Genomic DNA, 14,152 nt, shown 5'->3' with positions numbered 1-14,152 from the left:
TGTGGTGCCGGCCGCGCTGGTCGGTCACGGGGCCCATGCGGCGGCCTCTTCGGTGATGACGGCGGCGTACCTGTCGAGTGTGGTTTTGTTGTCGCGTTCGGTGAGGATGACGGCGAGCGTGTGGTCGAGGATGTCGGCGGCACCACGGCACGGACGGCCGCGGCCGGTGAACATGGGCCGGGTGTCGCAGGGGACGAGTCGGAAGCTGCCGGTGGAGTTCGGCACTCCCTGCTGGGAGAGGTGCTGCGCGAACCTGCGGGGGCTGGGCAGGTCGATATGAAGCAGCGGGGCGTGGCCGTTCCACTGCTCGCCGGTGCCTGGTGGCAGGGCCACCAGGCCGGATGCCTGCTTCAGGGCGTCCAGCAGGTGGCGGGTCTGTGCGCGGCGGCGTTCGACCAGAGCCAGGAACCGGCGGAGGTTTGCCAGGGCGATCGCGGCGAGGGGGGCCGCGAGGCGGGAGTTGGTGGCCAGGCGGCTGAGCGGGGCTTCGCCGGCAGGGGCCTGCTGCCAGTGGCTGCGGAACGCGGCAGCGTGCTCCGCGACCTCGGGTTGGGTGGTGAGCAGGAAGCCGCCCTCACCGCTCCAGAGGATCTTGCCGTCCTTCATGCTGAAGCAGCCGACGCCGACGGTGCCGGCTCGCTTCCCGTCGCGGGCGGTGCCAGCAGCCTGCGCGGCGTCCTCGATGACGGTGAGCCCGCGGGTGGACGCGAACGCCGTCAGGGCCGCGGGGTCTCCCATCCGGCCCCACAGGTGGACCGGGATGATCGCCCGAGTCCGCAACGTGACCTTGCGGGCCGCGTCGTCGTAGTCCAGGTCCAGGGTGGCTGGGTCGCTGTCGACGAACACCGGCACCGCCCCCAGGGCGGCCAGGGGCGCCACGGTCATGACGACGCTCAGCGCCGGAACGAGGACTTCGTCTCCTGGACCGATGCCGCAGGCCGACAGTGCGGCGTGGAGGGCCGCGGTGCCGGAGGACACCGCGACGGCGTGCGGTACGCCGAACACCTCGGCCAGGTCGCGCTCCAGTTGCGCGACGTCCGGCCCGCCGCTCGGGTCGGGCATCTGCGCGACAACCGCGGCGAGCTGCTCCGCGAGTGGCTGCGTCCCGCCGGGGAGTGCAGGCAGTGTCATCGTCCCGGCCCCGGGTTCAGCAGCCGCGGCATGTCCAGGACGAGGGGCCACATGTTCACACAGTCACGGCTGAACAGCGAGCAGTCCGTGCACGTCGGCCGCGTGGCGAACAGCGTGCGGGCGTCGCCGTCCTCGATGGTGTGCCGTAGCCCGCGCGCATGCGTGACCTGGGCGGCGATCCGGCGATCGGACGGGCAGTCCCAGACCGACCCGTCGGGCTGGATGAAGAACAGGCGCGCGCCGCCGAAGCAGTCAGGCACATGCCCGCCGTCGTGGGTAGAGATCGCGGCGATGAAGCGCTGGACATAGGACGGGTCGGGCAGGGCCAGCCCCTGGGGGGCGCTGTAGAGGAGGTCGAGGTACTCGCCGACGTCGGCGACGTCGCCGGGGGTGTGGCACATCGGGTGGAAGAGTTGGTGGTCGGCGGCGAGGGAGATCGGCTGCGGCACGTAGTAGTCGACACCGAGGCTCGCCGCCAGCCGCGCCACGTCCGTGATCTCCTGCGGACGTGATCGCGTGACCACGGTGTAGATCCCGACCCTGGGTGCGGGCCTTGCGCCGCGCGCCTGGAGCAGGGCACCGATGCCTTCCAGGACGTCGTGGTAGCCGAAACGACCCGAACGGGACGGCCGCATCTGGTCGTTGGTCTCGGGGTCCGCGCTGTCGAGCGACACCGACACGCCGTCGACCCCGAGCGCGACCAGGCGCTCGGCCACGTGCGGGCGGGTGAGCGGAACACCGTTCGTCGCGACGACGACCTGGCAGCCCCCGGCCTTGATGAGGGAGATCACTTCCAGTGCGGCGGGCCAGTCCAGCGGCTCCCCGCCGGCGATGATCACCCGCTCGACAGGCGAGTCCGCGAGCGTCCGCGCGAAGTCCGTCAGCACGTTCGCCGGCAGGTCGGTGCGCGCCAGGTGCGACAGGACACCCGCCTGCTCCGGCGGGTCGTCCTTGTGCTCCTCGATGGTGCCGAAGTAGCAATGCGGGCAGGCGAACGCGCACGGGGAGCGCAGAGCCCACAACAGGGTCACGTCACGAGGCATGGGTGGCCTGCCGATGCAGCAGCGTGGTCACGGCCTCCTGGACGGCGGCGGCGGTCTCCTCCGGCGACATGCCGGCCGTGTCCAGGAGCGTGAACCGTCCGGGATCGCGGACAGCCGCCGCGCGGTACAGGATGTCGATCTGTTCGAGTACCTGCACGTCCGCCGGCGTCAGTGAGCACCCGGTCCGGTCGGCGAAACGCCGCGCGCACACCCAGGGGTCACCGGTGAGCACGATGGTCGCGTCCGGTAACACCGTCCACCGCCGAGCACTCGACAGCACGTGCCGGGCCACCGCGTCCGGCGATGACTCCGGGTGCTGGGAGCACAGGATCGCCGCCTGGCACACGGCGACGGAGTCCACGCCACGGTCCTCCAGGATCACCCCGACTCCGGTCAGGTCCCGGGTGGCCAGTCGCTCGGCCTTGCGGACCTCCAACGCGAGCAGGGCAAGGGTCTCCACGACCGGGCTGCCCGTGCGCAGGAAAGGGTCACCTTCGGCGCTCAACGCGGCGATCACCCGTCCGGTCAGCGTGTCGCCGGAGTCGGTGAGCTCGTCCAGGAGCAGACACCGCGCACCGAGCACGGCGGCGACCGCGCGGGCCGCGCTGGTCTTCCCGACACCGTTGATCCCCTCGATGCTCACCCACAGCGCTGTGGCTCCGAGCGCGGACCCGCGGATCGTCGTCGACGTGCTCATGCCGGCCTCCGGCAGACGTAGAGCAGTTCCGTGGCCACGTCGGGAACGGCGACGGCGGAGACCGTGTCCAGCAGCGCCCTGGGGACGCGTTCGACGAGATCGCGGTACCAGGCTGCCGCAGCCTGCCCGTACCGGTCGGTGAGCGCGGCCACCGTGGCGTCCGGTGTGGGCGGCAGCAGGCCCATCACGTCCTCAATGATCAGGCCCGCGCCTCCGATCACCTGCTCGACCTCCTCGCGCGACCACTCGTAGACATGGACGCGGTACTGCAACGGGCGCGGCGGGGGCCCGACGGCCGCCGGGGTGGAAAGGAAGAGCACTCCCCCCGGTCCCAGCGCCGCGGCGGTCCTGCGCAGGCTCTGCGCGCCGAGCTCGAACGGCAGATGCTCCAGCGCCGAGGTGTACAGCGCGATGCCGAAACCCTGCTCGTGCGAGGGCAGATCAGGCCAGGGCTGGGCCACGTCGCACTCCACCAGCGCCACCGGGAACGGGTCGCCGTACGCCGAGCGCAGGGCCTCGATCCGCTCCCGGGCCTCCTCGAGATTGGCGGCGCTGATGTCCAGCCCGACATACCCCGCGATCGTCGGGGCGTAGCGGAACAACAGCGGCAGCGCCAGGCCCCGGCCGCAGCACACGTCCAGCACACGCGAGCCTGGCGCGCACCGCTCAGCGACGATCAGGTGCTGCACAAGGTTCATCAGACCCGACGGCTTGGCCTCACCGCGGCTCAACGCCGCGTAGAAGTCATCCATTTGGTTGGTGCTGTAGGGCCCCACCATCGGAGTTCCCGGCCGGGTCACATACTGCTCCGACAGGTGTACAGCATTCATCGTTCTTCTCCTACTCGTGGCGAGGCCGGCACGACCAGGTCCTCGCTGGTCTGCGTCGGCTCATCCCAAGGGAAGACGACCCAGTCGAGCGTGTCCCACACCCAGGTGTCCGGGGTGAAACCAGCCGCCTCGCTGCGGCAGAGCGCCGCGGTGCGCATAGCAGCCGGGACCAGATGCGCCTCCAGCCATCCCACCGCCGCGCGGTAGGTGGAGCCGGTGCCGCAGATGTCGTCGACGAGCAGGACCCGGGCTCCGCGGTGCGCCGCCAGGGCTGCATCGGGTTCCTGGGGCAGCTCGACCTGCCCGGTCGCGGGAAGGTACACCTCGTCGCTGCGATTGTGGCGGGCCGTCAACTCCACGACCGGCGCCCCGTAGTGCGCGGCGAGCAACCGGGCCAGCGGAACCCCACCGCGCGCAATCCCGACCACCACGCCGGGTGTCGGCTCCCGCCCGGCGATCAACGCGGCAGCAGAGGCGAAAGCGTCCTGCGTCAGACGCCAGATACGGCGGTGTTCGAAGACGCGCTCCACCATCGCCTCATCGTGAGGCGGGGCGGCAGGGCGGCCTGCTGTGGTGTCCATCGGATACCTGCTCTCATTCGGGATGGGTGTGGGGGTGCGCGAGGGCGAGGAACTGCTGGGAAAGAAGCAGGTCGCTCGCGAACCGGCCGCCGGCGCACAGCGTTCGGGTGCGGGCGGCCTCCATCCGGACACCCCGCATGCTCATGCACAGGTGCGTGCCGCGGACGGCTACGGCCACATCGTCACTGCCGATCACGCTGGCGAGCTCGTCGGCGACCTGTCGGGTGAACCGTTCCTGGACCTGGAGACGGCCGGCGTGCCGCTGTGCGATGCGGCCGAATTTCGATAGGCCGAGGAGCTGTCCCGTGGGCACGTACCCGGCGGTGACCTGAAGGTTCATGGGCAGCAGGTGGTGCTCGCACAGCGACCACACGCTCATGCCGCCCACGACAACCATCTGGCCGCTCACATGTGACTCGGTGAAGCATGTCGCGGTCGCGGCACTGTCCGAGGAAAGGAAAGTGTTCCACCAGGACGCGACTCGCTCCGGAGTGCCAATCAGTCCCTCGCGGGCGGAGTCCTCACCCAGTGCGACCAGGAGCTGGGCGATCAGGTCGGAGACTCGGCCGGTATCGATGCGTGGCACCGGTACGGATACCGCGGGTACGGAGAGCGCGGATACGGCGCTGCTTTCCGCCGCGGTCGGGCTGGAGGTGGAGGTGCTCGTCATGGGGCCTTCTCGCTTCCGGGGGCCGGGGCATAGAAGAGGGAGTGAGCAGTGGCCAGGTCAGCGGCCTCGGGCGTCGGCGAACGCCAGTACATGCAGCCGGGTGGTGAGATGCCAGTGCCGGGCCGCGACCGCGTCTGCCAAGACACGAGTTGCCGCGATGATCGCCTCGGCGGTGGTGCCCTCTGGCATCACCCACACCGGCGCGAGCCGGTGGGCTGCGGCCAGCTCGGCGATCCGGTCGAGGTCGGAGACTGAAGAAGCGACGAACTTGAACACCGCGCTGCCCGTCGCCGCGAAAGCCTCCAGCGCGGAGGGCACGATGCTCCTGCTCTCCGCCACCCCAAAGCTCTGGATCTTCGGGGAGACGTTGAACCGCACTCCGTCGACCAGGAGCGCCGGGTCGGGCGCGATGGTGCCGTTCGTCTCGAACTCGACCCGCTTGCCGACGGCCAGCAGCCCCTGGACGAGGGCCGCCAGTTTCCGCTGCTGGATCAGCGGCTCACCGCCCGTGATCACGACCAGCTCGACCGGACACGACGCCGCCCAGGCCACCAGATCCGCCACCGGCCGTTTCGTCGACTCCGTGCGCGGGTCGAACCGAGACCAGTCCCAGGTGTACTTCGTGTCGCACTGCGCACAGGTCAGGTTGCACCGGGACAGGCGGATGAACAGGGCAGGATGCCCGCAGCTCGGGCCCTCGCCCTGGAAGGTCGGCGTCTCGACACCGAAACACTCCGCGATGATCAGCCAGGAGCCGGTGTCGCTCGCCGAGAGCTCCACGGTGGCCGGTCCCAGCGCGGTCACTGCCCCTCCACCTCGAACCTGGCCCAACTGCGCCTGGTCTCGCGGACCCCGACGGCGACCAAGCGCCCGGGGATCGTCGGCTCGACGTTCTGGATGAACCACCCGGCCAGGAACTGGGCGAGGAGCTCCGAGGTCGGCTCGAAGGGAAGGATCTCGTGAAGGTTATGGTGATCGAGATCGGCGGCCAGGAACTCCTTGAAAGGAGCCAGCGCGCCGAAGTCTGTCACGAAACCGGGCTCCTCCAGGCGGGGAGCGGTGAGGATGACCTCAACCTCGTAACTGTGCCCGTGCTGGCGGGAGCACTTGTGCTCAGACGGCAGACCGGGGAGTCGGTGACCCCCCTCGAAGTCGAAGGTCTTGCTGATGGTGTAGGTGCCCGGCGGCATCGGAACGGAGCTGAAGGTCATTGCCTTCTCCCTGGCCTGCGTCGGCAATCTATGCCGCTTCAAGCACACACCGGCGGGTGCCGGGGAACAATGAACTGTGCTGATCCATAGGTGATTCAGATTCTGAAGGAGCAGGCGGTGGACGCCGACGTCCGAACGGCCATGCGCGAGGCCCGCCAGAACAGCGGCCTGGAATGGGATAGGTTCGCCCGCGAAGCCGGGTTCTCCCGGTCGCACCTGCGCGCGGTCGAGAACGGCAACCGTGCCGTCACGTGTGACGTCGCCAGGGCCTACGATCGCGTGCTGGGGACCTGTGGGGCCTTCACCGAGATGGTTGACGGTCCGCGGGCGGCGCCGCCGTGGAACAGGCGGGGGACACTTGAGATCCTGAGTGATCAAGCCCGTGGAGGTGGTGTGGACCGTCGCAGCTTCGTCCTCACCTCAGGCACGGCCCTGGCCGCACTCCTCGGCCACTGGCATACCGCGGTCACCGGCCAGTCCGAGCAGCCTGCAGGCACGGCCACGATGCTGCGCGGCAGGCCGCCGTTCGGCGCCCCGGCGCTACTCGACCACATCGGCGACCGGCTGGAGCATCTGAGGCACCTGGACGACGAACTCGGAAGCGGCCAGATCGCCCGCTTGGCCCGCAACGAACTGGCACTAGTGACCCAATTGATCAACGGTGGAGGGCTGCCTGAGCGTGCCGAGGCACGCGCGTTGTCACTGGCGGCCGAGGCGGCGCGGCAGACGGCGTGGAGCCTGTTCGACTCCGACCGCCACGGGCTCGCTGAACGATACTTCGAGACCGCGTTGCGGGCGTCGGCGACGGGCGGGGATGTCACCGCCGGTGCGTATGCCATGTCGTTCCTGGCTGTTCAGCATTACACGGTCGGCGACCCGCGCGACGCGGTGAACCTGCTGACGTTCGCCGAGGAGTCCGTCGCGGGCCAGACCACACCGCGAATGCGGGCCATGCTCGCGGCGAGGAAGGCCCGCGCCCTGTCAAAGACCGGAGACCGGGCGGCCGTGACCCGCGCCCTTCACCACGCCCGCGACCTGCTCGAACACGGACCGCACGACGACGACCCGCCGGTCCTGTACTGGGTGACACTCGCGGAGATCGAGATGATCGCCGGGTCGTCGGCACTCGAACTGCACGACCCGGCCGCAGCACTGCGCTTCTTCACCGCCGCCTCCGACGCCGACTACCCCGGAGACCAGCAGTTCCCGCGCAGCCACGCGATCTACCTGGCGCGAGCCGCCGAAGCTCACCTGGCGTTGCGTGACCTCGACGCCGCCGTCACCTGCGCCCGGCACGCCGCGCGCTGCCTGAGCGCGGTGGATTCAGCGCGGTCGGGTTCGGCGCTGTCGGGGCTGCGCAGGAAATTGGCGCCGTACTCGGCCAGCCCGACAGTCCGCGATTTCCTACAGGGCGGGTAGGCCCAAGACCGCCCGCAGCTCACCAGCGGTCGCATCCTCGTCCAACCCCAACAGCACCCTCATGCCCAGCCGGGCCGCGGCGACCAGGTTGTCCTCGGTGTCGTCGACGAACACGCACTCCTGCGGCGTCNGCCCGAGCTTGTCGGCGGTCATCTGGAAGATCCGAGGGTCGGGTTTGCGGATCCTGAGGTCGGTGGAGAAGACCACCTCGTCGAAGCTTGCGCGCAGGTCCCACCCGGCGTACGGGTCGTAGGGGGTTCGTCCCAGCGAGTTGGACAGGACTGCGGTCCTGATCCCGGCGGCGCGGGCCTGTTTGGCGACGTTGAGGACCCGGTAGGCGGGGTAGGCGTCGGCGAGGTACCGCGCCATCAGATTGTCAGGCTGAACGCCGATCAGCTTGGCGAACCCGACGTTCCAGTCCCGCTGGCTGATCTGCCCGAGCTCCAGGGCGGCGAACAGGGCCTTCCCAGCCGGGTCCGCCCACCCCCGCAGGAACGTGCCCCTGGCCAAGTTCTCCCGGTCCTCGAAGTATTCGATGACCTCGACCATGTTGCTGGTCAGCACGCCGAAGAAGTCCAGGATCAACCCGCGCGCCAAAGCCGTCACCTCGCCGAGCATAGCGCCGGCCGCCAGGCGGCGGATCCACTCTCCTATGCCCGAGCGAAGGGGCACGGCGGGCGTACAGCGGGTTGCCGCCAGCAGCGCGGCCGGATCCCGACGGGAATACGAATCGGGGCGACACCGGTCGGCGGGGCGATTGTCGCCAGTACAGGGATGCGGGGGCGGGCCACTACCTCGGCGACCAGCGCGCCCGCTGGCGGTCGGCTATTCGCGGCTGCTGCCCGGAAGCAGCGAGGCGAACCACCTGCTGACGTCGTCAGGCCGAGACACCATACCAGCACTCCCTGCTCATGCCGGATCGCAGAAGGTGTCCAAGTTTGGCAGCCGCGCTGCGTCCAACATCATCGCGGGTCGCCGGTGCAATCTACGGCTGTGGTATCAGATCGGGCAGAGGTGGTGACCTCAGATCGCTCGGAACGGATTCGGGGGTCGACTGTCGTGAGGTAGGTATGACGCAGATCGACGAGCAGGCAGACCAGCGCACGGAGCGGCCCCTGGCGGAGGACCTCATGGGCGGCGAGCGTGAGCCGACCGCGGCCGAGGTGCTGGCGTGGCGCCGCGACGCCGCTTTCCTGCCCGACGCCGAGGCGACGCCAGCGCGGTTTCCGCACCTGACGAACATCTCGGCGGGGTTCTTCTTCGACGGGGNGATCCGCCCGCTGGAACCGGCGCGGCCGGAGTACGTTGCGTTGGAGATGCCCCATCCCTCGGGCCTGGAGATGGCCGCCGCGGTAGGGCAGTGGAACCTGCTGTGGGAGGCAGCCCAGTTCCGGCGCCGCTTCTTCGACATGGACAAGTTGCCAGGGCCGATGGCCGCGATCGCGGACCTTGGGGATCTCAACGTTACGTTCGTGCCGCGCACGCAGTCCCGGTATTTCGAGTACGCGCCGCTGTTCCATCTGCTGCCCAAACGGGTCCTGGACAGGTTCGGGCTGCCGACGCTTCGCGGCGGCCAGTGGCCGTTCCTGGCCGACCATGCCGACATCGATGACCTCCTGCCGGCCGACTTTTCGGCGCGGCTCGCCCGCGCGTGGGCGGCGACGGTGTGGCCGCGCCTCGTGTCGGGCTCGACGATGAACGCGTTCTCGACCAACGACCCGATCCGGCTGCTGGCCCACAACCTTGACTTCTGGGTGCCCGCGGTTACTGCCACGATCCAGGCCTGGCTGCAGGACTATCCGGAGGTCGACAAGGGCAAGACCCCCGGACCCGTCACCCTGACGGACGGCAGCGTCCTGCCCGGGGCAGTGGGCGGGAACCCCCGCAAGGGCGGCCCCGTCTGGCAGGGCGAGGACGAGGCCCACTGGGCCGTGATCGAGACCGTGGAAGCCGCCGATCAGACGGGGCAGCTGCGCGGCATCCTCGATGCGGTCCGCTCGCATCGGATCGAGGACGACTTCTCTCACCACTGGTCGTACGCGCGGGAGGACTTCGAGCGCAAGCTTCACGGCAGACGACGCAGAGTGAAGGTGGCCTTCGTCGAACTCCCCGACACCGTGCCCGTCCAGGGACCGGAGAGCGAGGTGCTGGGGTCGCTGGTCACCAACGACTTCCTCGCGCTGCTGGACACCCGGAACCGGCAGATCGTCGTACTCCTCGCCAGTGGCGTGACCAGCAAGACCGAGATCGCGAACATCCTGGGGTACGCCAACCACAGCGCCGTCTCCAAGCGCCTCACCCTGATCCGCCGCGCGGCGCAGGAGTACTTCGACGAAACCTGAACCGACTCGGCGTCACAGACCCTCCACCTGATCCGCCGATCGGCAGATCAGACCACGCGTAGAAATGCAATCCCGCGGCTGGGAATTAGTAAGCGCAACCCGCCCGTCAGCGAACTCGAGCGGCGAGCCGTCGCCCAGGCCTACGCCCAGGAGCGCCGGGGACAGCCGAAGAAGTTGCACGCCGACGCCGCATCGCCGCAGGTCCCGGGCTCCCCGACTGCCTAACAAAAAATTCGTTTCCCAGTGAATGACGCACCGGGCCGAACCAGCCAGCGTTGAGTGCTCACCGGCCTCCTGAAGTCGGTGGGACCGGATCGGCCGGTCCGCCGCGGCGCGTCTCCGCCCCGGAGTCGATTCCCGCGGCAGACCAGCCTTCGGACACCGACGGCCATCGGCGGCGGATCCGGCCCACAACTCCATTCCCCATCCGCCTAGAAGTGATCTTGAGAAGGGTAGGCGACGATGCCTTCTCCTCCGAACTCGGAGTCAGTCCCCCCGACCGCAGCGATGATCGTTCCTGGCGTCATCGCACCCGCCAAGCCACCGGCAGACGGTGAGCATTTCCGGCTTGTTCCGCCGCGCCGCGAGGCCAGAAGCTCTCATGGTCGGCGTCACGCCGGCCGGCGGTCGTCGTTCCGACGCACCCTGGGGAGATTGATGACCCGCACTGACCCCGCCCGCCATCGGGACCGGCGGGCCCTGACTCGCACGATCCTGGCCGCCGCGATCTCCGGCGCCGTGCGCGCCGCCCTCGACGCGATCTTCGATCGGTAGGGCACCAACGCGGTCGACGACCTGTTCGGCCATGACGCCGTGGACTCGCCGGACGAACGCGATGCCAGCGAGGCTGCGGCCAACGTGCTCTCCGAGTACGGCACGCCTGGCATGAACACCGACGTGGTCACCGCGATCGAGCGCGCCATCGAGGTCGGCTATGTCCTCGCGCTGCGCGACGTGCGAGACGGCAACGTCGAGCCGTAGCCCGCAGCGTTTCGTCACCACAGGCGGACTCGCGGGCGGTCTGGCCTCGGATCGGCGACGGCCGTCGGGCCGCGGATGCAAAGGTCAGAGCCATGATCGCCTATAGTGATCTTAACCGGCTGTCACGGATGTGCCTGACCATTGACCGCAACTCGGACCACTACTTCGGAGCGCGACTCGATTCACACCGGGAGACCTATTGATCATTAGACCGCTCGATCCGTCAGGGGATCAGGCGGGGAACACGGTTGTCCATGCCTCATGTCATCGAGGCCCTCTTCACCCCGGCTAACGTCGTGGTGGCGGTGTGCTGTCTGTCGGAGCCCCTGCGAGTCGCCACCATCGTGGCCCTGTTCAGTCGGAACCGTGCACGCCGCGCCCGTGCGATGGCCCTTGTGCGAGCGCAGTCTCCGGATCGGAGGCGCCCATGATCTAAGACGAGTGGGAGCGCCCCCGGTAGCGCCGCGCCCCGGCGGAGGCCGGGGCGGCGCTACCAGCGCTCCGGTTACCGATGGCCGTCTGGTTTGACCGCGTATGGCGCGGCCGCCACTGCGATCGCCATGAACCCTGTAGCGCGACCACCGCAGGACCTCCCGTCCGAGCGTGACCCGCCCTCCGTGGCCGCCGGCACGGCCCGCCGCCGTGCCCCCGGGGCCGGGGAGCATCCGGTGATATTCCCGGCCCTTCGCTCGAAGATCTACAGCCCCACCGCGGTGACCACCACCCCGGCGACCGCGACGAGCAGACCCAAGGTGGCCAGCGTGGCGCCGGCGCCAGCGAGCAGCACCCGCGGCCACGGGGCACCGGCGAGCCGGTGCAGGATGCCGACCGCCGTACCAGCGAGGGTGGCCAAGAGAAGGGCGGCGAGGACCGCCAGGACGATGAGGACGACCGCGAGNCCGACGGACACCGGTGCTCCCGTATCGCGCCGCCTCGCCCCGGCCGACGCGGCGCTGGCAGGCAGCGGGGTGCATCGGCGAGCTGGCCAGCGCCGGGGGCCGCAACACACGACGATTGCGGTCCCGCTCCCCGGCGAGTCACCGCACGAGGCCGGGGCCCGTGGGTGGTCTCCTTGCTCGCCGGTGGCGTCGGCCCCCGTCCTGTCATCCCCAACCAAGAACGGTGCTCACCGTTGACCCTATCGATCACCTGACGCCCGGTAATCCCCGACACCCCAGGCTTCAGCCCCTGGCCTGTCCGCTGCGCGGCGGGGATGCGACACCGTCACGATCCAGTTCCAGTCACACAGGGTGCGCCGCCCCTTTACGCCAGACGTCCAAGCCTTCGAGCACCTTCCCCGGGAGGTCGAGCACTCGCCGATCTGCCGCCCGAGGAAGAGTCGGATCAGGTCGCAGCCGATCACGACCCTAGGGTGTGGCGTGGACGTGACCGACGTGGGCTCATTGTGGGCACGGATGTTCGGGTACGGCGCGGCAGCGGCGGGCACACTGCGGCACCGAAAGCGCCGTGACCTGGGAGAACGGGGCATTGCCCGGCACGATGCGATATGGCCCGGCACGTCTGCGTGCGACTTGTAATCGGGCGGTTAGGGGTTCAAGTCCCCTCTAAGTCGCCTGCACAGTAGTCGAGCACGCCGCACCCGACCGAGCTGGGATCGGCGCAACGGCCTGACTCTGGCGATCCAGGAGACCCTGGGAGACCGTCCGGACACCGGCTGTCAGAGCCTGGGGCAGGGAGAACTCTGCCTGCAGGATCGAGATGTCGTAGCGCGGCAGCCGGCGACGGCGCTCCCTGACAACTAGATCTGGCCCTGCTACGCGAGCCCCGTGCGCAAGCGCGACATCCGCATCACTCACGTCTATTCACATTTCTTTTCATCCACCGACGAAGTGCAGCCCCTCCACGTTCATATTCAGCGGGGTGGCTACCGCGGTCGCACAGGCGAAACGTAGGTCACCAGGCTGATAGTCGGACTTGATGTCCCGGGGCCCTCGGCGATCCGTCGACTTTCCTGAGCCAGTACCAGTAGCCCCGGCGGTGCCGCCGTCCCCTATTGTTCGGCGTCGTGGGATCGCCGGTAGACGTCCACCCGCAGGCGTGCTGCTACGCTCCGCGTAAGCCTTGCAACCGCACAGAAAATCTGGTGGAGGGCATAGTGCCGCTAAAATCCTATGGAGTTCTCACCGGCCGTGTACGGGGCCAGCGTCGAGAGAGCAACACCGACAGCCCGCACTACCAGATCCAGGTAGACGCGGCCGGGACCCAGTTCCGGATAGCGGTCAACGTGCTGTCCGCCCAGACACCCGCGGAACTGCTCTACACCGCCGACGAGGACTTCACCCACCCGATCCTGCCCGGCCTCACCGCCCTGCCCGAGGGATTCACCCCGCTGGACAGTGCACCGGGTGGCCTCGCGCTGGACTTCATTCGCGGCAACCTGTTCGACCGCACCACCCTGCGGACTCTGCCTTCAGACAAGCCCGGCCCCGACAACGACCTGGCCGACAAGCTTGATCACTACGTCCAGCGGGCCGCGGCCGACCCGACCGCCCGGCTCTATGCCTTCGGGCAGCGCTGGGGACCGGAACCCACCACTCCGGACAAGATCTTCGGATTCGTTCCCGGTAACGGCATCCACGACATCCACATGAATCAGGGCAACAGCCGACAGTTCGCCGGCGACGACGGAGTCTGGCAGGATGGCGCCCTCCTGCTGTCCTTCCCTGACCGGTGGGTCTCGATCTTCCTCGCGTTCCAGAACCAGTCCTGGCACACCGACGACACCACCGGCCACACCCTGCCCGGCATTCCGCCCGCCGCCCCCGGTGGCCAGCCCGCGCCCGGGGAGCCTGACCGGCAGGTCCGCATCATCGCCGCGTTGGTCAACCCGACCGGCCCTGCACCCGAAGCTGAGACCGTCACCCTGCTCAACACCACCGTCGCCGCCGTCGATCTGACCGGCTGGAAGCTACTCGACCGCGCCAACCACGCCGGCCCGCTACCCGGTCTTGTGCTGCCCGCCGGCGACGCGGTACGGATCCCCGTCCCGGCTCCGGTCGCGCTCGGCAACCACGGCGGCACCATCACCCTCCTCAACCCCGACGGGTTGAAAGTCGACGGTGTCGCCTACACCACCGCGCCCGAAGGACGCAGCCTCGCCTTCTGAGCGGGCAGCCAGAAGCCGGGCCGGCATGCACGACCTGACAGGACCTAAGAAGCCTGACAATCATCTTGTCCACTCCGTGCGGCAATGACAGGCCGACCGCGGCGGGCGAGGAGGGCAGGT

12 protein-coding genes and 1 pseudogene are annotated in these 14,152 nt (G+C 69.1%); 3 read left to right on the top strand and 10 right to left on the bottom strand.

Features of this window, described 5'->3' with window-relative positions; all coding sequences use genetic code 11:
- Positions 1–24 precede the first annotated feature (24 nt).
- The 8 genes from UK82_RS12750 to UK82_RS12715 form a co-directional block, all read right to left on the bottom strand.
- Positions 25–1,131 (bottom strand): DegT/DnrJ/EryC1/StrS aminotransferase family protein, encoded by a 1,107-nt coding sequence (locus tag UK82_RS12750; protein WP_055407312.1) that lies wholly within the window; start codon positions 1,129–1,131, stop codon positions 25–27.
- Positions 1,128–2,174: a radical SAM protein gene (locus UK82_RS12745; protein ID WP_055407310.1), complete on the bottom strand. Its 1,047-nt coding sequence runs from the start codon at positions 2,172–2,174 to the stop codon at positions 1,128–1,130. Before UK82_RS12745 ends, UK82_RS12750 begins: the two co-directional genes overlap by 4 nt.
- Complete coding sequence (locus UK82_RS12740) at positions 2,164–2,871, bottom strand: thymidylate kinase (protein ID WP_055407308.1); 708 nt, start codon at positions 2,869–2,871, stop codon at positions 2,164–2,166. Before UK82_RS12740 ends, UK82_RS12745 begins: the two co-directional genes overlap by 11 nt.
- Positions 2,868–3,701, bottom strand: a complete 834-nt coding sequence (locus UK82_RS12735; RefSeq protein WP_083507165.1) for a bifunctional 2-polyprenyl-6-hydroxyphenol methylase/3-demethylubiquinol 3-O-methyltransferase UbiG — start codon at positions 3,699–3,701, stop codon at positions 2,868–2,870. The genes UK82_RS12740 and UK82_RS12735 overlap by 4 nt, the downstream gene beginning before the upstream one ends.
- Positions 3,698–4,234, bottom strand: coding sequence for a phosphoribosyltransferase (locus UK82_RS12730; RefSeq protein ID WP_055407305.1), 537 nt, complete (start codon positions 4,232–4,234; stop codon positions 3,698–3,700). The genes UK82_RS12735 and UK82_RS12730 overlap by 4 nt, the downstream gene beginning before the upstream one ends.
- Before the next feature lie 61 nt (positions 4,235–4,295).
- On the bottom strand, positions 4,296–4,952 hold the full coding sequence (folE, locus tag UK82_RS12725) for a GTP cyclohydrolase I (protein ID WP_055407303.1): 657 nt from the start codon (positions 4,950–4,952) through the stop codon (positions 4,296–4,298).
- 57 nt (positions 4,953–5,009) lie between these two features.
- Positions 5,010–5,756: a 7-carboxy-7-deazaguanine synthase QueE gene (locus UK82_RS12720; RefSeq protein ID WP_055407300.1), complete on the bottom strand. Its 747-nt coding sequence runs from the start codon at positions 5,754–5,756 to the stop codon at positions 5,010–5,012.
- A complete protein-coding gene (locus UK82_RS12715) occupies positions 5,753–6,163 on the bottom strand; it encodes a 6-carboxytetrahydropterin synthase (protein WP_055407466.1) in 411 nt (136 codons plus the stop codon). Before UK82_RS12715 ends, UK82_RS12720 begins: the two co-directional genes overlap by 4 nt.
- A gap of 90 nt (positions 6,164–6,253) precedes the next feature.
- Between UK82_RS12715 and UK82_RS12710 the strand changes: the two genes are divergently transcribed.
- Positions 6,254–7,582: a helix-turn-helix transcriptional regulator gene (locus UK82_RS12710; RefSeq protein WP_055407298.1), complete on the top strand. Its 1,329-nt coding sequence runs from the start codon at positions 6,254–6,256 to the stop codon at positions 7,580–7,582.
- On the opposite strand, the pseudogene UK82_RS42640 reads toward UK82_RS12710, so the two are convergent.
- Positions 7,568–7,712, bottom strand: a pseudogene (locus tag UK82_RS42640) (HAD family phosphatase); the annotation flags it as partial. The gene UK82_RS12710 and the pseudogene UK82_RS42640 overlap by 15 nt on opposite strands.
- Position 7,713: 1 nt before the next feature.
- The coding region (locus UK82_RS42635; protein ID WP_396230541.1) for an HAD family hydrolase at positions 7,714–8,200 on the bottom strand (487 nt) is incomplete at its 3' end.
- A 2,537-nt stretch (positions 8,201–10,737) separates the two neighbouring features.
- On the opposite strand from UK82_RS42635, the gene UK82_RS33630 reads away from it, so the two are divergent.
- A complete protein-coding gene (locus UK82_RS33630) occupies positions 10,738–10,905 on the top strand; it encodes a hypothetical protein (RefSeq protein ID WP_161849113.1) in 168 nt (55 codons plus the stop codon).
- Between the two features lie 2,116 nt (positions 10,906–13,021).
- Positions 13,022–14,032, top strand: a complete 1,011-nt coding sequence (locus tag UK82_RS12685; protein WP_055407290.1) for a DUF2278 family protein — start codon at positions 13,022–13,024, stop codon at positions 14,030–14,032.
- The last annotated feature ends 120 nt before the right edge of the window (positions 14,033–14,152 follow it).

Origin of the sequence: Frankia sp. ACN1ag (assembly GCF_001414035.1) — a bacterium.
In the GTDB taxonomy this organism is placed as follows: Bacteria; Actinomycetota; Actinomycetes; order Frankiales; family Frankiaceae; genus Frankia; species Frankia torreyi.
This window is presented reverse-complemented; position numbering and strand designations above follow the sequence as displayed.